This is a genomic window from Eubacterium maltosivorans (assembly GCF_002441855.2).
Classification (GTDB): domain Bacteria; phylum Bacillota; class Clostridia; order Eubacteriales; family Eubacteriaceae; genus Eubacterium; species Eubacterium maltosivorans.
Genome location: NZ_CP029487.1, coordinates 3090494 through 3110487, shown reverse-complemented (window position 1 = coordinate 3110487; position 19994 = coordinate 3090494). Strand labels below are relative to the sequence as shown.

Sequence of the window (19994 nt, the reverse complement as noted above, 5' to 3'; positions counted from 1 at the left end):
TCGTGTTCCTGTAACCTTAATAAAACTTTACATTTTACTCGGAAATTAATTTCTGCTATGCAAATAATTAAAAATATGGCATAATAGACTTAAAGAAACTAATAAAATTCCAGGAGGATTTACAAATGAGAATTGCAATTGATTGTGATGATGCTGCTTTTGATTTCAAGGATGCGATCTACGAACATTTAAAAAGCGAAGGTTACGACATTACGGACTTAAAATATTCTGCTGACCATGACTGCGATTACCCGGACATTGCTTTTAATCTGGCTGAAAAGGTAGCGGACAAAACCTATGACAGAGGAATCATCATCTGCGGTACCGGCCTTGGCGTTGCCATGATGGCGAACAAGGTACCAGGCGCTTTCGCAGGCACCTGCCACGATACCTTTGCCGCAGAACGTCTGGCAAAATCTAACGACGCCAACATTATCACCATGGGCGCACGCTGCATTGGGGTTGAACTTGGCAAAATGATCGTTGACGCTTACCTGAAGAGTGAATTTGCCGGCGGCGGTTCTACCAAAAAAGTAGAACGCATGCGCGAGCTCGAAAAAACTTACATGAAATAATCCAGGTTCCATCATGAAAAAGATGTTTTTAGGAACAAACTGGAAAATGAATAAGACAACCGCTGAGGGGCTGTCTTACACGGAGGCGCTGACGGACATTATTCCAAACTACCCGGAATTTGAATTTTTCATCATTCCGCCCTATGTTCAGCTTTGGAAAATCCGTGAGCTCATCGACTCTAAAAAATCCGCTTTAAAACTGGGCGCCCAAAACGTGCATTATGAGGACGCCGGACAGTTTACCGGGGAGATTTCCCCCACACAGCTAAAGGAAATCGGCGTGGACATCCTGGAAATCGGCCACAGCGAACGCCGCCAGTACTTTAACGAGACCGACTACACCGTTAACCTCAAAACCCTTGCAGCCTTAAAGCACGGTTTTACGCCGCTTGTCTGCATCGGCGACAGCATGCAGGACAAAAAATACGGTGTGTCTAAAGAAGTGCTGGCCCGCCAGCTCAAAATTGCCCTGCATGATGTGCCTGCAGAGGCCATCGGCAAATTCTGGGTGGCCTATGAGCCTGTCTGGGCCATCGGCGTTAACGGGATTCCCGCTGAAGCACCTTTGGTGAACGACATTCACAACCATTTGCGGGATGTCACGGTTGAGCTCTACGGCGAAGCCGGACGTGAAATTCCGCTGCTGTTCGGCGGTAGTGTCAACATTGACAACGCCAAGCAGTACGCCCCTTTCGAAAATGTCAACGGGCTGTTCATCGGCAGAAGCGCATGGCAGCCAGACTCCTTCGAAGCCATCATGAAATCTTTGCACGAAACCTTAGCATAAACAAAAAAGCCTTTCGGGGCTTTTTTGTTTGTTTCTTTTCTTGTGGAACGTTTTTGTGATATAATCTTAATCAGCTTTAAGGGGGAAGGGCCATGAAAAAAATCACCATGCGGCAGGTCATGATGACCTTTATCGGTATCTACCTGGGGGCAAGCTTTGTCTCTGGCCAGGAGATCTACCAGTTTTTCGGCGTGTTCGGCGGATATGGCATTGCAGGTATGGCGGTGGCGGTGTTTGTTTTTTTTATTTTTGGCTGTATGATTATGCGCATTTCCCACCGCACGGGCATCCGGGATTTTGAAAAGCTGGTGGTCCGGGGTTATCATCCGGTTCTGCGCCTGATCTTCGGCGGTTTTACCCTGCTTTTTATGTTCACGGTGGTCATGGTCGTGGTGGCCGGCGCCGGCGCGCTTCTTGAACAACTCTGGGGCTTTCCGGCCTTTGCAGGCAGTGTTTTCATGGGGCTTCTGCTGGCCGCGGCAGGAACGACCGGCGCCCGGGGGATGGTCTCAGCCTTTGGCTTTGTGGTTCCCTTTATGGTGGCGGTCGGTCTTTTGGTGGGTGTTCTGTCCTTTTTTAACCTGTCTCTCTCGCCACTGACCACCTCACCTGTATCCGGCAGCAATCCACTGGTTGGCAACTGGCTTATAGCGGCTTTAACCTTTGTCTCTTACAACCTGCTGGTGGCCATTTCTGTACTTACGCCCATCGCGCCCCATGTGGACTCGGATCGTTCAATTACCCGGGGGATATTCTGGGGATCGCTTCTGCTGTTTGTCATTGCCCTGTGCGTGCTGGTGCCCATCGCCCTGCATTTACCGCTGGTCCAGGCCTCCAGCCTGCCCATGCTCACCCTTGCCTCTGCCATTCATCCGGTTTTGGGTATTGTCTATGCCCTGCTGCTGCTCTGTGGCATGTTCGGCTCCGGGCTTTCCTGCCTTTACGCGGTGTCCACCCGCGTGCGCCGGATCGGCCCTGTCCGTGGAAAGGGCCTGCTGATCACCATCATGACCGCCGCCACGCTCGGGAGTATCGCCGGATTTAAAAACCTCATCGCCACCCTCTTTCCCCTGTTTGGATATTTTGGACTGCTGGCTTTGGTGAGCGTGGCCTGGCATTACTTATCCATCGTTCGGAAAAGCCATCCATAGTTTTTAAACAGAAAGTGATTTGACATACAAATAATGCGGAAAAGTCCAAAATTGAAACTTTTCCGCATTATTTGTATCTTAAACGGCTGCGATCGGCATGCGCAGTACGGTTTTCAAGCGCTCTGGCTTTGCCCGGCGCGGGTCGGAGAGGTAGATTTCATGATGCTTCTGTTCCCACCCTGGGCGGCGGGCCAGACCCTCGGCTTCCATGAAGGCGGCCAGCTCATCAAAAGACCTTCCCTCGTCCGCATAAGGGCCGATGTGCATGATCTGGACGCAGTCTCCCTCGTCAAAACGCTGAAAACGGACCGTCTCAAAATCAAGCTCCGGCTTTTTTTCCCTGCTCTCCAGAAGCACAGCTTCATACAGCTCAGACGTCACAAATTCAGGCTGGCGGATCATGGAGGTCCACTGCCAGTCGTCACGATTATCTGAAACACACCACCACAGGCCCTCCAGGGGCGGCACAACATATTCGAAATAGCCCTCTGGCGGCCTGTCCTTCATCTTCTGCATCTTGATGCCAAAGCTGAGGGCGTACAGGACGCCCACCGCGTTTTGGTAGCACGGGCTTTCCGGCGCGCCGGCGCCATCCACCATCATAAAGGCGATCTCTGGCACAGTAATGCGTCCGGGCTTTTTTCCCGGCATGTATAAATCCTTGTATTCTTTTTTATAATCCATCTTGGCGATTGTCATCTGAGTATCCTCCTGTTTTTTCTTATCTTCAGGATAACATCTCCCGCGCAGGGGAAGGTCAAGGCTTTTTTGATACAATTTTGGTTTCTTACAGGACTTTGTGCTATAATCTTAAAAAGCATTGTCATAAGAAGGAGGCTTTTAAAATGATTTGTCATTCTCAGGATGCTGAGACATCCGGTATTTTAAGCGTAGCCCAGAGCATGTGTGTGGCTGCCCGTACAGCGCCCAAAGCCCGCGGCGTCGACCACATTGATTCCTGTTACCTGACGGACGTGGAAAAGGAGGCGCTGGCAGCTGAAATGGACCGTCTGGGCAAGGCGCAGGATCTGGCCTTTTTTATCCGCGACGCGCAGAATGTGCGCGACAGCGCGGCTGTGGTGCTCATCGGCGCCAGCGCTGGCCAGAGAGGCCTGAACGAGGCCTGCCAGTACTGCGGCCACGAGAACTGTGCTGAGTGCGCCCGTGAAAACGGACTCTGTGCCTTTGACCCCATGGATCTGGGGATTGCCCTTGGTTCTGCCGTGAGCGTGGCCGCATCCGCCCATGTAGACAACCGCATCATGTTTTCTGTGGGGAAGGCGGCCATTTCTCTGGGCTATCTGGACGAAAAAATGACCATGGTGCTGGGGATTCCACTTTCCGCTAAGGGAAAATCACCTTACTTTGACCGGGGTTAGGGATTAATTAAAAATGGAGAATTATAGGAGCAAAATGCTGACGCATTTTGATTTGACGCGGCCTGCGGCCGCGTTTTTTTCGTTTTGGTGATCGCCAAGACGTTCATTCATTTTCCACTCGAATGATCTCAACCTTTATCTCCAGATTTTTCTCAAATTCAGCTTCGCCTTAACCCTTCTGCTCTCCCACATACTACGTCATTTTAATATCAAAGACCGCGATCTCCGGCGCCGCGCCGAGGCGGGCCGGAATCTGGGTGCAGCCGATGCCTTTGTTCACATACAACTCCGTGCTGTTTTCCACATCGATGGTGTAAAAGCCGCGGATATATTTTTTCCCGAGGTCTGTGGGCACGGTGGGCAGCAGCGGCAGGCGGATCTGCCCGCCGTGGGTGTGGCCGGAGAGAATCAAATCCACCCCGGCTCCCTTCAACCGGTCCGCCCCGTCGGGCTCGTGCATGAGAATGATTCTGTAATCACCACCCGCTGTGCCCCGGACCGTCTGCCGGACATCGGGTTCGCCATAGAGCAAGTCATCGACGCCGCCGATGGCCAGGGTCCGTCCCTCTCCGGCCGGGAGGCACACCGCCTCGTTTTCCAGCAGGGTAAAGCCCGCCTGTTCCAGCACCGGCGCGTACCATCTTGCCATCTTGGTGCAGTCGTGATTGCCCCAGACCGCGAATTTACCCATAGGCGCTTCCAGCTCTGCAAGCGGGCCGGCCGCGTCCTCACGCCGGTAATGGATAAAGCGGTCGTACAAGTCGCCGGTGAACACCACCACGTCGGGCGAGAGCCGGTTGACCCTGCGCACCAGACGGGCGACTTTGCGCCTGGGATAAAAGGGACCGATATGAATATCGGTGAGCTGGACCACCCGCAGCCGCGTCTCGCCGCTGCCCACCGCGTGTTTTTTTACCGCCAGGCGGTTCGGCTCCACAAGAATGCTGTAAGCCGCCAGCAGGCCGACCCCGGCCAGGGCGGTCATGATTGTTTTCTTCATCTATGATCAAATCCTTTCAGGTCGTCATTTCTTACAGGTAAGGTACAAAAAATGCCGAAAAGTCTTTTTCTGGACTTTTTGGCATTTTTCGTATGTCCTATGAAGCCTATTGTAACGGACGATGCTTAAATGATTCCCATTTATCTCTGCCGCTCACCATCGGCTCTATCCACATGCCGGGATTCCTCCCGCACAATGTAAACCGGGCGCTCCTTGACCTCCAGATAAGTTTTGGCCAGATATTGTCCCAGAATGCCCACACACAGCAGCTGAATGCCGCCGATGAAGATCACGATACAGGCCATGGAAGGCCAGCCAAAGGCGGAGCCGCCGTAGAGCAGCTGGCGGATGATGATGAACAGAATGGCGATGACGGCCACGCCGCACAGGGCGATGCCGCCGAAGGAGGCCAGCGCCAGAGGCGCCACTGAAAAGGCAGTGATGCCCTCCATCGAGTATTTAAACAGCTTCCAGACCGACCACTTGGTCTCCCCGGCCGCACGTTTGATGTTTTCATACTCCAGCCATTTGGTCTTAAAGCCCACCCAGCCAAAAATGCCCTTTGAGAACCGGTTGTACTCCGTCACGCTGAGGATCGCCTCGACGACCGGCCTGGTCATCATCCTGAAGTCCCGGGCGCCGTCCACGATGTCGGCATTGGATATCCGGCGCATGATCCGGTAGAAACGTCTGGCCAGAAAGGAGCGGATTCTCGGCTCGCCTCTGCGGCTCACCCGTCTGGCCGCTGCGCAGTCGTAGCCCTCTTCGGTGATGGCTAAGTACATTTTGAGCAGATAATCCGGCGGGTCCTGCAGATCAGCGTCCATCAGCGCCACCAGGTCGCCTCTGGCGTGCTTAAGTCCCGCGTAGATGGCGGCCTCCTTGCCGAAATTGCGTGAGAAGGACAGGTAGCGCACCCGGCGGTCACGCCCGGCAAAGTCCCGGAGCACTGCGAGGGTGCTGTCGCCAGAGCCATCGTCCACAAACAAAAGCTCAAAATCCTCCGACGCTGGAAAGGCCGCGGTCGCCTCACAGACGGCCTGATAAAAGGCCGGCAGCACCGCCTCCTCATTATAACAGGGGATCACAATGGTGATTAAACCCATGGCATTCTTCCTTTCCAAGTTACTTTTCATTCATTATAACATGAACAGACCGGCAAATGGCTTTAATTTGGGTACAAAAAATACAGAAAAGTCCAAAACGCTGACTTTTCTGTATTTTCTGTATCAACTTATTTCAGCAAAACACTTCCGCAGTAGGGGCAGACGCTCCGCCGGCAGTTGACTGGCTCGCCACACACAATACAGACCACTTCCGAGTCTCCAGACTTATCATACTTTTCCGGAATCGCATGGCCGTAATGATGCCGTACCCGGTCACCTTCCTTAAAATAGCCCGTCAGATTAATCTCCTTTACGCCTTTAAAGACATAGGTCCGGGTTTTTGCGCCCTTTTGAATCACAAAAGTGTGAAAGCTGTAAAGCCGTTTGGAGTCCGGCGCATCAGGGTCCCGGGCCACATGGCGCTCAACACGCGCCAGCCGGCCGTCAAAGGTTTTATCCTCATCAAAAAAGCTTCCTTTAGCATAGTACCTGTCTCCCTTCTGGGAAAACCCCGGAGATCGTTCTTTTTTCATTTACTGGCACCTCCCATCCTTATTATTCCCTTTCAGTGAATAAGCAGACAGCGGAAAAGGCCTGCTTCCCCGCTGTCATCAGAAAGTCCAAATAAAAAAGCTGTGCAGGGCAGACGCCACCTGTACACAGCTAAAAAGATTCTTCTTCTTAAAAATGCTAACACAAACAAAAGCCTACTTAAATAGTTGGACGAATCCCTTGTTTTTGGAACTCAAATCATCTATAATAAGTAATGCGGTACGTGCCCCAAGAGGCCGTTGTGTACGGTGGGTCTACACCTTGCGCAAGCCGGATTAGTGGTGCGAACACTATTCCGGATGCCGCATTTTCTATTCAGTTTTCTACCCTTTATTATAAACTGCTTTCGCCTTTTGCGCAATCTCTTTATTTAAAATCCTGAATTTTGTACAATCTGAAAATCCCCCGCAGATCCCTTCTACTCCTTACGCCGGCTCTGGAACTTTGCCGACAGGGTCGCTCTCTGCAGCACATGCCCTTCTATGACTGCAAGCAGCTCAGCCCGGTGGCTTTCCGGTGGCAGGCTGATCTCACAGTCCAGTACATAGGCGGTAAAGGTATAGGTATGAACCGACTTAAACGGCGGCTTCGGCCCTTTGTAAACATGCCTGCCATAGGCCATCCCCTGCACCGCTCCGCCCAGGTTGTCCACGATCTTGCCCGCCGGAATACCCTCCGGAATCTCTGCCTGCACGGGCAGATTCCAGATGACCCAGTGATTATAATTTTTAAATAAAGGATGCGACGCGTCGTCCATGGTGACGGCCAGTGACCTGGCCTCTGGCGTGATCCCCTCCAGTGTCAGGGCCGGGGAGCGGTTTTCACCTCTGGCCGAATTTTTTCTGGGAATCCAGCCCCCGGCCTCAAAATCTCTGCTGCTTAATGTCAATACTTCCATCCATATCCTCCAATCATCTTGCTGTCCCCATTATACGCTTTTTTGCTTTTTATTTTCTTTTATAAACCTGAATTCCCTTTTCTTTCCTCTGCTTCTGGGGTACACTAATACTAATCCCAAAGGAGGTCATCATGAAAAAGAAAGCACCCATACCCGATAATTTCACAGAAACATACATTGCTGTAAACGGCATTGAGGAGTATACCCTCCACTATACCGCCGCGCCCGAGCTGCCAGTTCTGCTCTTTGTCCACGGCGGGCCCGGCTCCTCCGAGGCTTATTTTGCCTATGTGATGGAGTCGATTTTCTCAGACCTGTGCACTGTGGTCCACTACGACCAGCGCGGCACCGGCAAAACCTTTATGCGCAATCCCGGCGCGGCTCCCGACCTGCACAGCCTCATGACTGACCTGCATGAGACCGTCGAAACGCTTAAAAAACAATATCATAAAGATAAGCTCTATGTTCTGGGACATTCCTGGGGGACTGTGCTTGGCGCCCTCTACGCCCTGGAGCACCCTGAAAACGTAGCGGCCTATATCGGCGTAGGCCAGCTGGTGGACGTGATCGAAAACGAGCAGGCTGGCTACAATGCGCTCAAAGGCGCGGTGATCCGCTCCGGCAACAGCCGCGACATCAAAAAGCTGCGCCGTATCGGCCCATATCCAGAGCGTCCATTCGATGAAGTCATGCTCCAGAAAATGACCAAAGTCAGCGCCCTGAAGCAAAAATACTTTCCGGACGGCAAAACCGGAGCGATCATCAAATCCGCGCTCAAAAGCCCTATTTTTAAACCTTCGGATATCCTCGGCCTGTTCCAGAGCAGTAAAATCAACACCGCGCTGCTCGTCTCAGTGGGCAATTTCACCCTCTATGACTACAGCCATGACTATCAGGTGCCCGTCTACTTTATCTCCGGGGACCGTGACATGACCACCCCGGCCAGCGAAGCAGAGAAATACCTGAAGCGCCTCACCGCACCGGTCAAAAGGGAATTCCGGATCAAAGATGCAGGCCACAGCCCAATGCTTGACAATCCCCGGGCTTTTAAAGAGGCCATGACCGCCATCCTGAAAAATTAAACGGGCACTGGCTTTAGATACAAAAATACCGAAAAGTCCCCGGATGGGATTTTTCGGTATTTTTTGCAGCATCAATCATGTCTGCCTACACCGCGGCGATGACCTTGTTCTTAATGGTCAGCTCACGGCCCAGCACGCGTTTAAATTTTTTACCGCACTCGCTGATGATCATATCCGCAAAGACAGAATGGGTGGTGGTCAGCACCATCATCTCGACCACATCGTCCTTAATGTCGCAGTCGATATCCTTCACGATGCCGTCCATGCTGCGGTCCAGATACTCAGCGATCTGGAGGAAAAGGCTGAGCTTGTCAATGAGGCGTTTGTCCTCCTCACGCAGCAGCGTCATGTATTCTGCCTCGACCTTGACCTTTTTGTTAGTCCGGTGGTTCAGGGCAATAAAAGCGCTCATGAGCAGTTCCTTTTGCAAAAGGCCCTCGAGTCCGGAGTTCAAAATCAGGTAAAAGCTGTGCTCGTGGTGGTTGCTGTACTGGATTTTGATCCCCACATCGTGGAGCATGGCACTGGTTTTCATCATCCTGGACACATCCTCCTCGATGCCGTGCAAAGACTTCAGCTGTTCAAACAGCTTCACAGACAGCCCGTACACGTGATAGGCGTGTGGAATATTGACATCGTAGTTGAGCATGGTATTGACCAGGGAGTTATCAAAGATATTGTGGACCAGATCCTCCGGCCCGTTGCCGAAATGCTTGAAAATCAAGCCGTCCCGCAGACCGGCGTCAGAGATGATCAATTCTGGTGAGAAAATGGTCTGCATGACCTTATAAACCGCCTGGCTGGCGCCCACAAAAATATCGGTCCGGCCTTTGGACAGTCCCTTAAGGTTTTTGCGTTCCTCCAGGTTCATCTTCGCAGTCATGTGACAGATTTTAGCGACCTCATCCTCGCACATACGGTAATTATGGGCAATTTCCAAAGGATAGTCGACCACCCGGCGATGGATACGGCCAATATTCCGAATCGTGCCGCCCACACCCAGCACGGGCAGTCCTCTGGCTTTTTCAAACAGCTCGACCCCTGCGAAGGCCTCCTCTAAAAAGGCGTGCAGCTTCTGAAGCTTGCCCGGTGTCGCCACATCCTCTAGCCCAAATTTTTCCGTCAGGTCGATGGAGCCAAAGGGCAGGCTCACTGCGTCCGCCATTTTGCGGTCACGGATCAGGACAAACTCCACGCTGCCGCCGCCGATATCCATGAGCAGCGCGTCGCGGATGTCGATGGTGTTAATGGCGCCCAGATAATCCATGGCGGCCTCGGTCTCACCTGGGATGATCTCAATCTCAATACCGGTTGTTTTTTTGATCAGATCGACAAAAACCTGACCGTTTTTGGCCTTGCGGACTGCCGCGGTGGCCACGGCGATTACCTTGTCCAGCTTGTAGGTATCGCACATATTTTTAAACATCATGAGGGTCTGTTCCCCCAGCGCCATGCGGTCTTCCCGCAGGCAGCCCGTTTCAGACAGCCCCTCGCACAGACGCACATTTACCTTGACATCGTCTATGATGTGAAAATACTCGTTGTTGTGGTATTCCCCCACCACCAGGTGCACACTGTTTGAGCCAATATCAATGACTCCAATACTTTTATCCATTTCTCTCCACCTTCTCTATTTAAGGATTTTCAACAAATTTCAAACCCGCCGCTACTCTGCCTTCAGCCGCAATTTACGCTTCGCTTCCTCAAACTGTCCTTCGGCCTCCTCGCAGAAGTACTGCTGACAGCTTAACAGTTCCTTACCCCGCTTGTCAACCCTCACGTACTCGCCGGTTTCGGTCATCACGCGGGTTTTGATGGTATCGCGCAGGGTGATGTCCAGTATATGCTTCAGCTCGTTTTTCAAATCCGGGTCCTCCACCGGGAACAAAGTCTCAATGCGGCGGTTCAGATTCCGCTGCATCCAGTCTGCGCTGGAAAGATAAAGTTCCTCCTTGCCCTGGTTATAAAAATAGTAGATCCGGCTGTGTTCCAGGAAGGTGCCCACGATACTGTGGACTGTGATATTATCGCTCACTCCTGGTATCCCCGGAATAAGCGAGCACATGCCTCTGACAATGAGTTTGATCTCGACGCCGGCCTGGGAGGCCTCGTACAGCTTTTCCACGATCTGGTCGTCGATCAGAGAATTCATCTTGGCGATAATCCGGCCGCGCACGCCCAGCTTCACGTTCTCGATCTCTCGGTCAATGTGGCGGTTAAAGGCTTCCCGCATGGTGGTGGGCGCTACCTCCAGCTTTTTCCACAGGGTGTAATGGCTGTAGCCGGACAGCACGTTAAACAGGGTGGAGACGTCTGAGCCGTAGCTCTCCTTGGCCGTGAACATGCCGATATCGGTGTAGAGACGGGCGGTCACATCATTATAATTGCCGGTACCCAGGTGAACGTACCTTCGGATGCCGTCTTCTTCCTTGCGCACCACCAGAATCATCTTGCAGTGGATTTTTAAACCCACCAGGCCGTAAATAACATGACAGCCCGCGCGCTCCAGCTTTTTAGCCCAGACGATGTTGTTGGCCTCGTCGAACCGGGCTTTCAGCTCAACCAGCACTGTGACCTGCTTGCCGTTCTGGGCTGCCTCGATAAGGGCGGCAATGATGGGCGAATCCCCGCTGACGCGGTAAAGGGTCTGCTTGATGGCCAGCACATCCGGGTCCGCGGCTGCCTTTCTTACAAAATCGACCACGGTGTCAAAGGACTGATAAGGATGGTGAAGCAGGCGGTCCTTCTCACGGATCACTTCAAAGATATCCTCTCGCTCGTAAAAATCTCTGGACGGCAATGGCTTGTAGATGGGCTCACGCAGCTCGTCAAATTCCGGCCGCCCTTGGAATTTCATAAAGCAGGTCAAATCCAGCTGTCCCTTGAGCTCATAGACGTCCTCCTCTGAGATTTCCAGCTCCTCGATGAGCTTCCGCTTGGCCTTTTTGCTCATGGCCTTGGTGATCTCCAGCTTGATGCAGGCGCCCCATTTGCGCTGCTGGATGGACTTTTCAATCTCGATCAGCAGATCCTCTGCTTCGTCCTCGTCAATGGCAAGGTCCCCGTTTCGGGTGATTCGGAACTCGGAGACATGCTTGACGTCATAGCCGGTAAAAAGCTGCCCGGCGTTGTGGATAATAATGTTCTCGATGAAAACATAGCGGTAGGGCGCGTCGCGGTCTGCCCTCGGCAAAGCGATGATGCGGTCCAGTACCTTTGGAATTTCCAAAATCGCCATGTATTCCTCATCTTCTTTGCCGTCCTTCTTCTTTTTCTTTTTGTCCTCCTGAGTATCCAGAAGCTGGACGCAGAGATAAACCTGGTTGTTCTTGACCAGCGGAAAGGGGCGGCTGTTGTCAATGGCCTGGGGCGTGAGCACTGGGTAACAGGTTTCCAGGAAATAGTCGTCCACATATTCCCGTTCCTCGGGGGTCAGCTCGTCATACTCCACAAAAAAGATATGATTCTGATTTAACTCAGGCACCAGGGATTTCAGCAGGCAGTTATACTGTCTTTTCATCATCTCCTGGGTAATAGTGTTGATCTCTGCCAGCTGCTCGGTAGGCGTTTTGCCGTCCAGCCCCTTCTTGTTGTAGCCCACATTCACCTGGTCCATGAGGCCGGCGATACGCACCATAAAGAACTCATCCAGATTGGAGGCTGTGATGGCCAAAAATTTCATCCGGTCCATGATCATGTTGGTCTTGTCATAGGCTTCCTCCAGCACCCGGTAATTAAAATCCAGCCAGCTCTTCTCTCGGTTGATATATAAATTCTCTTTCATATTTTTTCCCTCTTGATTTTAAGTACAGGCTTCAGGCCAAAGACCTTGCGCATGGCCAGCTTGCTCCCGTTAAAGAAATAGCTTTCCAGCTGTACGTTCTTGCTTGTGACCGCAGTGATAATAAATTCCCGCTCCTCGATCCGGCACTGTATTTTACTGATCTTCTGCTTATGGCTTTTATCTAAGGCTGTGGCCAGCTTCAAAATAGCGGTGAGGCAGGAAATGGCCAGCTGTTCCTCGGCCGGCATGGCTTTGTCCAGCAGGGATTCGTCAAAGGGAATGGTCCGGACACAGTCCGCCACTGTCCCGATGATCTTGCGCTCCCGCTCGCTCACCCCGATAATGTCCGCGTTCTCAATGATCATGCGGTTCATGGGCTTACTGTTCTGCCCGCCCACATAACGCCCCACGTCCAGCAGTTCGGCGGTAAGCCTGAGCAGGCGCCGCTCTTTCTTATCCAGCTGGTAACGCTTTTTCAGGAAATCAAAAAGCTTCAGCGCCAGCTTTTCAACCGTCTCGGCATGTTTGCTGTCCACGTGGTATTTTTTCCCCAGCATCCGGGCAGAGCTGTAGCTGCTCTCCTCGATCCATTCCCGCAGGCGCTGGTCCTTGGTCAGGTTGAATTTGAAATCGACCATGGCGTCACAGAGACTCAGCTGTACCAGGACGATCTCGTCCATTTTGGTATCATCCAGCAGTTTCAGGTAAAACATCAGGGTATGCCGCATGGTCTCGGCCTCGAACAGGTTAAGCTCAGGGTATTTTCTTTGAAGCTGTCCGGAGGTCAGCCCTTTAAGACTTTCGTGCAGCTCCACAAAGCGCTCCCGGCTGATCCGGTAATAAGCGTTCCCGGCTTCCATGCCGCAGAAACGGGCGATAATCTCGGCATCGTGGGAGGTGACCACCAGATTTTTGATCTTCCGCTTGTGGATATTGTCCGTCACGGCATGAAGGTTGATGGCAAAAAAATCTGAGAGGAGATTTTCAAAGTTTTCGGTTTCCTCCTCGATGGCGCGCAACACCTCGCGGATCTTCAGGTAGCCCATCTCCAGCGTCTGATAGTAGTCGATGAGGCCGCCGTTCATGAGGGCGAGAGCGATATTTCCGCTGGAAATGGAGCAGAGCATAGTCTCCTCCTGCACTCTTTCCTCAGTTAGGAAATCCTCGCATTTGAGCAGCATATAACGGTAGATCAGCTCAATCTCGTCTTCCTTTTCCAGCAGATGCACCCGGTAGCCGCCAGTGTAAGTTCTTATCTGCTCCAGCAGGTAGATACGGTTTTCTGCCTCGCGCAGGGCAGCAGTGGCTACGATTTCAATCTCTTCGACAGCTGAAGCCTTGGCGATCTCAATATATTCACCGATAATCCGGCACAGGGCATACACCGAGCTGAAGGATATTTTACCGCTTGCAAAGCTCTGCTCACCAAAGTCAATGGGGTAAACCGCGCGGTCTAAAATATTGATGGCTCCTTTGCCGCGCTGGCCTACCACCAGCTCACATTTGCTGGAACCGATATAAATCGCTGCAAATCGTTTAATCAAGGAGGTTTCACCTCTTTCGTTTTTTTAATATTATAGCATAAGAAGCTTTTTCGAATGTTAAATCTTTGAAAAAATTTCTTTTTTCGCTTCGCCGGTTATGATAGAATTGATGGAGCAAACGCTTTAACGCATTCTCGTAAAGGAGGGCATGTCTGTGCTCGGTACCATCATCAATGTGGCCGCCATCTTAGTGGGCGGTTTTTTAGGACTTCTTTTCAGAAAGGGACTGCCTGAGCGCGTCAGCACCACCATCACCCACGGGCTCAGCCTTGGTATCATGGTGCTGGGGATTTCCATGGGCGTTCAGACACAGAATTTTCTAATCGTTTTGATCTCACTGGCCCTCGGGGCAGTGATCGGCGAAGCTTTAAATATCGAGGGCCGCCTCAACGGTCTTGGCGGCCGACTTGAACGAAAATTTGGGAGCGGCGAAAACAGCAGCTTTGCCCAGGGTTTTGTCACCGCGTCACTTCTGTATTGCACCGGCTCCATGGCCATCATGGGCGCTATTGAGGGCGGGATTTCAGGCACCTATACCATTCTGGTAACCAAAGCGCTTTTAGACGGTATTTTCGCCATTATCTTTGCCTCCACCATGGGGGTCGGCGTTCTCTTTGCCGCTGTGCCTGTCCTGCTTTACCAGGGCGCTATCACTCTGGCCGCAGGCACAATCAAAGTCTTTTTAACTGAGCCGATGATCACAGAGATGAACGCCGTCGGCGGCGTGCTCATCATGGGCATTGGCATCAATTTGCTGGAGATTAAATCCCTGAGACTCGGCAATCTGATCCCCGCTATCTTTATACCCATTTTGCTGCTCTGGCTCATGGGCTGCTTTGGATTTTCTTTATAAAATAAAAAAACAAAACGGACAGGTCAAATAAGGGGGATGCCTGTCCGCTTTGCGCTTTAGAACTATTTATATGAGGGATGAGGAGTCTCGCTAAGAACTTCTCCTGAGTTTTCACCATTTGTTATTTTCTGTTTGTGTCACAGCAGAACCCGCAGGGGGCCCCGACACTGTGTTTATTTTCTTTACCAAATACAAACATTATGCTTACCTCCTAATGTCATTAGTAAATCAACTGTTTTTACTCAGCTGATTCCTGTAATTCTGAATATAATTTTCTTAATGGATTATAGTACATCATTTTGTGTACCTCCCTTTTTTTCAAAATTTCGTTATCTCACGGTCTGCCTGTTATTTTGCAGATTTTTCTGCCTGTTCAATTTCTTCTAATAATTTACGGATTGGATTGTAATACATCATTATACTTACCTCTTTCCTGATCAATTTATTTTATATAAAGCGAATCACTCGCCGGTTTAGCTTCATTATCTGGATACTTTTTCTAATAATTTACGGATTGGGTTGTAATACATCATTTCGCTTACCTCCTTTTTAATTTATCGTATTTTTTGTATGCTGTTTACTTGGAAGCTTTTGCTCCGCATTCTAATTTTTCTAGTAATAATTTCATTGGATTATAGTACATCATTGTGTTTACCTCTTTCTTCAATTTTTATTTTATTATATCAATCTAACAAGTTACCAAATACGGATCATTTTGATTCTTCTACAACTTTTTTAAGTTTCAGCAACGCTGCTCTTCTTGGATTGTAGTACATCATTGTTATGACCTTCTTTCCTGTTTGTCTTGGGTGTTTCCCTTAACTTGGTTATAATTCTAGACCCTAGAGCATACTCTAGGTCAATACCCTTTCACGGTTTTATTTTTATTTTTAAAAACCCGTAAAACCCTTACAGGTTGTGGTAAATTTAACCAAATCCTGACAGGTCGTTTACATCAGCTAAATACAGTGCTTTCTGATGTTCTAATTCTCAAACAATATTTCGTCGCACTAATTTAGAACGATTCTTTTTTATCTAAGAAATTTTTAAGATTTCAGATTGTATTTACGAAAGAACATTTTTTTAAACGAAAACAATAGAGTCTACTCTAGGTTTTCCGCAGGAAATGATTGACTTTCATTCCTTTTTGGGGTATACCTAATAGAGAGAAAACAGCTGTTTTATGGAAAGGAGAGGCGTTTATGAACATTTACACGATCAAAGAAGTGTCTGAAAAGACCGGGCTCAGCATCTATACCCTCCGCTATTACGACAAGGAAGGCCTGCTCCCCTTTGTGGAGCGCAGCGAGACCGGCATCCGCCAGTTTACTGACGCCGACCTGGAATGGCTGTCGACGATCTGCTGCCTGAAGGATACCGGGATGCCGCTGAAAGAAATAAAAGAATACATCGATCTGTTTTTGGAAGGCACCTCCACCCTTGAGACAAGGCGCCAGATCTTTATCGACCACCGGGTCCGCCTGCTTAAAAAGATCGAAGAGCTGGAAAAAAACCTGGAGATGGTTGAACACCGCATCCAGTTTTACGACGAAGCCTGCGCTATCTACGAAGCGCGCCAGCGTGAAAACGAGGCGGACAAAAAAGAAAAGGGCGAGCGCCCCGAGATAGAGGCCGCCAAAAAAATAAAAAATGCCGGATAACCGGCAAAATCAGTAAGCTTAATCATCGTTATTGAGATTATCGGGCTCTCCAAACAGAGCCCTTTTTCTTTTCCTGCATTCTTTGTATCTACTTAGCCACAGGTTTAAACGCGTCCTTATCCACACCACAGGTGGGACAAAACCAGCCATCCGGCAGATTTTCGAACGGGGTACCCGGAGCAACGCCGTTTTCCGGATCACCTAATTCCGGATCATAGACATACTCGCAAATTTCACATTCATACTTCTGCATGATCGTGCCTCCTTGACGGTCCCTCTTATTTTAACAACCGGTTAACATCCTTAACCTATTATTATATTAATAAGAAAGAAAATTTTAAATTCACTTACCCTATCATAATAAAATACAAAGGATTTTGCAAGCACTTTCTATAAATGCAAGGAGTTTTCTTAATCGTACAGATATTCCTTAATACAGGAGGCCCCCACCAGGCCCGCGTCGTTCTCAAGCGTCGCCAGAACAATCTCGGGCTTCACCAGACGCTTATAGGTGATCTTTTCCGCTGTGGCATTCTGCACCGCCTCCAGCAGAAAAGCGCCCGCGTGGGCTACTCCGCCGCCCAGAACGCAGACCTCAGGGTCCAGAACATCCACAAGGTTGGAAATAGCGATGGCCAGGTGCTCCACCATCGACTCAAAGCATTCAAGGCCTACTGCATCGCCGTTTCTGGCCGCATTGATGACCATCTCAGCGTTGACCGCTTCCGGATCGCCCCCGGCCATGGACAGAATCACCGTTTCGCGGCCTTCCTCAATACGCTTTCTCGCCAGCCAGATCACTCCCGTCGCTGAGGAATAAGTCTCCAGGCAGCCCATTTTGCCACAGTTACATTGATAGTGGCCGTCTCCCACAATCATATGACCAAATTCCGAGGCGACGCCGTGCACCCCCGTAATGATCTTTCCGCCGACGATCACGCTGCCGCCTACCCCGGTGCCCAGCGTAAACATCACCGCATCACTGCAGCCTCTGCTGCTGCCGTACCGGTTCTCGGCAATACCTGCCACAGTGGCGTCGTTGGCCATATAAACCGGAAGACCCAGTTTTTCCTCCAAATCACGTTTTAAGGGCCTGTTTTCCCAATAAAGGTTAGGACAGGACACAACCGTTTTTCCGTTCGCTGAGACGATTCCAGGCACTCCGATACCGATGCTGTCAACAGAGTATTCCGCAGCGTCTGCCTTTACCTGCTCCACCAGCGCTGCAATCTTTCCTGTCACGGCCTCATAGCCCTCCCTGGCCTTTGTGGGCTGCTTTTTTTTGATTAACACCCTGCCGCCCTCGCCGATCAGCCCGGCTACCAGGTTAGTACCGCCTACATCGATCCCGATATTCATGTTATTTATCCTCCGTTCGTCATTTTCTCTATTATAGCATTTTATACCCTTAAGTTCATCACGCTTTACATTCTCGGGTTTCTGCGATATAATAACTTCCGCAATTCATTTATCTTAATGCAACCGGAGGACCTCATGAAGAATCAACTGAATACGAAAACCCTTGTTTTTACCGCATTGCTCATCGCCCTGTCTTATCTGGGCTCCCTTGTAAAAATATTCGGAAGCGTCGCGCTGGACGCCCTTCCAGCGTACTTTGGCGCGCTGATGCTCGGCGGACCTGTCGGCGCGCTGATCGGCGCGGTAGGACACCTTTTCTCCGCAGCCCTGTCCGGCTTTCCTATGGGCCTGCCAATGCACATTCTGGTAGCTGCCTGCATGGCCGGCGCCTGCTACGCCTATGCCTGGATTAATAAAAAGACCAACCTGATCGTGGCTTCTGTCATCGCCATTCTGATCAACGGTGTGGTCATGACCTTCCTGTCTGGCGTTCTGGCTGTGATCCTGGGCATCTCGCCCTCTGTCATGGGCTTTGTCATTCCCATGCTGGCGCCACTGCTCATCGCCTCCACAGTCAACGTAGCCATTGCGGCTCTGCTGTATCTGGCCTTTAAAAAAGCCCTCAAAGGAAAATTTGAGCAATCCTAAAAACCCGCAGACAGCGGGTTAAAAGTGGGGCCACCAAAAAAAACAGACGGTTTCAAGCTGTCATAAAAAGGGCACAGTCCAGGACTGTGCCCTTTTTATCTGAAAAATGCTTTCTCTCCCAAATTTTCCTTCATAAAAACACGGACCAAACGCGCTACAGGCGGATATTATTCTTAAATAAAAAGTGTTCGGCTTTCTGCTGCTCACAGGCCATCAAATCCTTCCAGTGCTCTGCGAAGCACGCCCAATCACCATCTTTCAGGCAGGGCGCTGTCCTTTGGACCATCGACGCGTATTCATTCTTCAGCTGCTCCTTTTTAACGCGGCGCAGCGTAAAGGGATATCCCCAGACCATAAATTCTGACAATTTCCTGTAGCATTCGCGAACCGTCGCAGACGGACATTTTTCAATTATAAACCCGATAGTAAGCTTAAAACACTTATGGCAGGTATTCTGTCTGAGCATCTGAGCAAACGCATCCGCCAGATACTCCTGATCCTCTTTTCTGGCATTTTCAAGGGTAAAAAGCAGCACGGGACGTATTGTCAGCGCCATAAACTGGAGGCTTTCTCTATAAAACCTCGCCCCTTCCTTTATTTCCTGTCTGGAAAAATCAATCTGCTCAATATCTGTACAGACCTCCGCTGCTTTTCCCTGGTGTAAGCGGATAACGCCAAGGCCGCCGAGAATACTGAGGGTGCGGCGCAGCGTACGGTAGGAGACCTTTAGCTGCTTTGACATTATCGGCATAGAGGGCAGGGCGCTGCCCTCAGGATAGGTCCCCCTTATAATTTCCAGGATAATGTGTGAAACCAGTGTGTAGCACAGCTGTGGTCTCTGCCAGTAAATATTCCAGCAAAATGGTATCTGTTCCTTATCTTCCAAATCATATTCTTTCTGCGCCCATAAACAGAAATCCTGGAGATACTTTAAGCTGCTGCCATAATCGCCTTCAAAGGCTTCTTTCATAAATTCGATCTGGTTTTCGTTTTTATTAAATAGAAGCGCCTGGTCTCTTTCCTGGTGCGTGCTATGGCCTGCCAGATAGGGAAAGCGCATATAGCGCAGGACTTCCCAGTAAAAGTTCAGAAAAAGTTTATTTTTCAGGGCCGCAAAAACATAAAGGTGATGGCGGACAGACACCGGCAGCTCTACTTTTCCAGCTTGCGCCAGTTTACTTTTCAGACACGGCAGTTTTTCTTCGCCGAGGTTAAGCCGCGCGTATTCCCAGACAGGTTCAATCAGCAATTTTCCGGACTGGCAAAAATCGACGAGGCCTGCCATTCTCGGTACAAAGTAGGACGCCGCATTCTGCCTTACATGGCTCTCGTCTATCCGGTATATCACCTCGGCCGGCTTTCTGGGAATGATCCTTATGTATCCCTTTTTCTCCAGGCGTGTAAGGGCAGAGCGGACCGTCAGAGGCGCCATCTGAAAGCCCTCTGCAATCTTGGAGATTGACGGCAGGATATCGCCGCGCCGGTAAACCCCCATCGCAATTCTTGTCTCATAATAATCGTAAACCAAATTATAAATCAGTTCTGCACTCACAGCTAAAATCCTTCTCTTATTGTATGCTCCATATTAATTCTGCCCGCAGGCATTTGGGCAATT

19 protein-coding genes are annotated in these 19994 nt (G+C 50.4%); 8 read left to right on the top strand and 11 right to left on the bottom strand.

Annotation, left to right across the window (positions count from 1 at the left end; translation table 11 throughout):
• Positions 1 to 125: 125 nt before the first annotated feature.
• From CPZ25_RS14420 to CPZ25_RS14410, 3 genes are all read left to right on the top strand, one after another.
• Positions 126 to 575 (top strand): RpiB/LacA/LacB family sugar-phosphate isomerase, encoded by a 450-nt coding sequence (locus tag CPZ25_RS14420; protein ID WP_058696075.1) that lies wholly within the window; start codon positions 126 to 128, stop codon positions 573 to 575.
• Between the two features lie 13 nt (positions 576 to 588).
• The gene (locus tag CPZ25_RS14415) at positions 589 to 1362 is read left to right on the top strand and encodes a triose-phosphate isomerase (RefSeq protein ID WP_074617913.1); all 774 of its coding nucleotides are present in this window, start codon (positions 589 to 591) and stop codon (positions 1360 to 1362) included.
• Positions 1363 to 1454: 92 nt separating this feature from the next.
• Positions 1455 to 2513, top strand: coding sequence for a YkvI family membrane protein (locus CPZ25_RS14410; RefSeq protein ID WP_096919082.1), 1059 nt, complete (start codon positions 1455 to 1457; stop codon positions 2511 to 2513).
• A 78-nt stretch (positions 2514 to 2591) separates the two neighbouring features.
• Here the strand turns inward: CPZ25_RS14410 and CPZ25_RS14405 are convergent, their stop codons facing one another.
• Positions 2592 to 3212, bottom strand: coding sequence for a GyrI-like domain-containing protein (locus CPZ25_RS14405; RefSeq protein ID WP_096919081.1), 621 nt, complete (start codon positions 3210 to 3212; stop codon positions 2592 to 2594).
• Positions 3213 to 3358: 146 nt separating this feature from the next.
• Here CPZ25_RS14405 and CPZ25_RS14400 point away from each other — a divergent pair, with 146 nt between their 5' ends.
• Entirely contained in the window at positions 3359 to 3892 is a 534-nt protein-coding gene (locus tag CPZ25_RS14400) for a ferredoxin domain-containing protein (RefSeq protein ID WP_058696079.1), read from the top strand.
• Between the two features lie 193 nt (positions 3893 to 4085).
• Here CPZ25_RS14400 and CPZ25_RS14395 read toward each other — a convergent pair whose 3' ends face one another.
• The 4 genes from CPZ25_RS14395 to CPZ25_RS14380 all read right to left on the bottom strand — a co-directional run bounded on the left by CPZ25_RS14395 (position 4086) and on the right by CPZ25_RS14380 (position 7448).
• Positions 4086 to 4877, bottom strand: a complete 792-nt coding sequence (locus tag CPZ25_RS14395; RefSeq protein ID WP_243129384.1) for a metallophosphoesterase — start codon at positions 4875 to 4877, stop codon at positions 4086 to 4088.
• Between the two features lie 155 nt (positions 4878 to 5032).
• Positions 5033 to 5998 carry a glycosyltransferase family 2 protein gene (locus CPZ25_RS14390; protein WP_096919079.1) on the bottom strand — a complete coding sequence of 322 codons (966 nt, stop codon included), beginning with the start codon at positions 5996 to 5998 and terminating at the stop codon, positions 5033 to 5035.
• Positions 5999 to 6126: 128 nt separating this feature from the next.
• Positions 6127 to 6531 (bottom strand): hypothetical protein, encoded by a 405-nt coding sequence (locus CPZ25_RS14385; RefSeq protein WP_096919078.1) that lies wholly within the window; start codon positions 6529 to 6531, stop codon positions 6127 to 6129.
• A gap of 437 nt (positions 6532 to 6968) precedes the next feature.
• Positions 6969 to 7448: a YbhB/YbcL family Raf kinase inhibitor-like protein gene (locus tag CPZ25_RS14380; RefSeq protein ID WP_096919077.1), complete on the bottom strand. Its 480-nt coding sequence runs from the start codon at positions 7446 to 7448 to the stop codon at positions 6969 to 6971.
• 131 nt (positions 7449 to 7579) lie between these two features.
• On the opposite strand from CPZ25_RS14380, the gene CPZ25_RS14375 reads away from it, so the two are divergent.
• The gene (locus CPZ25_RS14375) at positions 7580 to 8530 is read left to right on the top strand and encodes an alpha/beta fold hydrolase (RefSeq protein ID WP_096919076.1); all 951 of its coding nucleotides are present in this window, start codon (positions 7580 to 7582) and stop codon (positions 8528 to 8530) included.
• A gap of 85 nt (positions 8531 to 8615) precedes the next feature.
• On the opposite strand, the gene CPZ25_RS14370 is transcribed toward CPZ25_RS14375, so the two are convergent.
• From CPZ25_RS14370 to CPZ25_RS14360, 3 genes are read right to left on the bottom strand one after another with little or no spacing between them, the layout of a single operon-like run.
• Positions 8616 to 10145 carry a Ppx/GppA phosphatase family protein gene (locus CPZ25_RS14370; RefSeq protein WP_096919075.1) on the bottom strand — a complete coding sequence of 510 codons (1530 nt, stop codon included), beginning with the start codon at positions 10143 to 10145 and terminating at the stop codon, positions 8616 to 8618.
• A gap of 51 nt (positions 10146 to 10196) precedes the next feature.
• Positions 10197 to 12314 (bottom strand): RNA degradosome polyphosphate kinase, encoded by a 2118-nt coding sequence (locus CPZ25_RS14365; protein ID WP_058696086.1) that lies wholly within the window; start codon positions 12312 to 12314, stop codon positions 10197 to 10199.
• The gene (locus CPZ25_RS14360) at positions 12311 to 13858 is read right to left on the bottom strand and encodes a Ppx/GppA phosphatase family protein (protein WP_058696087.1); all 1548 of its coding nucleotides are present in this window, start codon (positions 13856 to 13858) and stop codon (positions 12311 to 12313) included. Before CPZ25_RS14360 ends, CPZ25_RS14365 begins: the two co-directional genes overlap by 4 nt.
• Positions 13859 to 14006: 148 nt before the next feature.
• Between CPZ25_RS14360 and CPZ25_RS14355 the strand changes: the two genes are divergently transcribed.
• Both CPZ25_RS14355 and CPZ25_RS14350 read left to right on the top strand, forming a co-directional pair.
• A complete protein-coding gene (locus CPZ25_RS14355) occupies positions 14007 to 14711 on the top strand; it encodes a DUF554 domain-containing protein (RefSeq protein ID WP_199678177.1) in 705 nt (234 codons plus the stop codon).
• A 1202-nt stretch (positions 14712 to 15913) separates the two neighbouring features.
• Positions 15914 to 16372, top strand: a complete 459-nt coding sequence (locus tag CPZ25_RS14350) for a MerR family transcriptional regulator (RefSeq protein ID WP_074617902.1) — start codon at positions 15914 to 15916, stop codon at positions 16370 to 16372.
• 88 nt (positions 16373 to 16460) lie between these two features.
• On the opposite strand, the gene rd is transcribed toward CPZ25_RS14350, so the two are convergent.
• Both rd and CPZ25_RS14340 read right to left on the bottom strand, forming a co-directional pair.
• Complete coding sequence (gene rd / locus CPZ25_RS14345; RefSeq protein WP_058696088.1) at positions 16461 to 16625, bottom strand: rubredoxin; 165 nt, start codon at positions 16623 to 16625, stop codon at positions 16461 to 16463.
• A 158-nt stretch (positions 16626 to 16783) separates the two neighbouring features.
• Positions 16784 to 17731 (bottom strand): ROK family protein, encoded by a 948-nt coding sequence (locus CPZ25_RS14340; protein ID WP_096919074.1) that lies wholly within the window; start codon positions 17729 to 17731, stop codon positions 16784 to 16786.
• A 135-nt stretch (positions 17732 to 17866) separates the two neighbouring features.
• Here CPZ25_RS14340 and CPZ25_RS14335 point away from each other — a divergent pair, with 135 nt between their 5' ends.
• Positions 17867 to 18379 (top strand): ECF transporter S component, encoded by a 513-nt coding sequence (locus CPZ25_RS14335; protein ID WP_167495242.1) that lies wholly within the window; start codon positions 17867 to 17869, stop codon positions 18377 to 18379.
• Positions 18380 to 18533: 154 nt separating this feature from the next.
• Here the strand turns inward: CPZ25_RS14335 and CPZ25_RS14330 are convergent, their stop codons facing one another.
• Positions 18534 to 19931, bottom strand: coding sequence for a GntR family transcriptional regulator (locus CPZ25_RS14330; RefSeq protein WP_243129310.1), 1398 nt, complete (start codon positions 19929 to 19931; stop codon positions 18534 to 18536).
• Between the last annotated feature and the right edge of the window lie 63 nt (positions 19932 to 19994).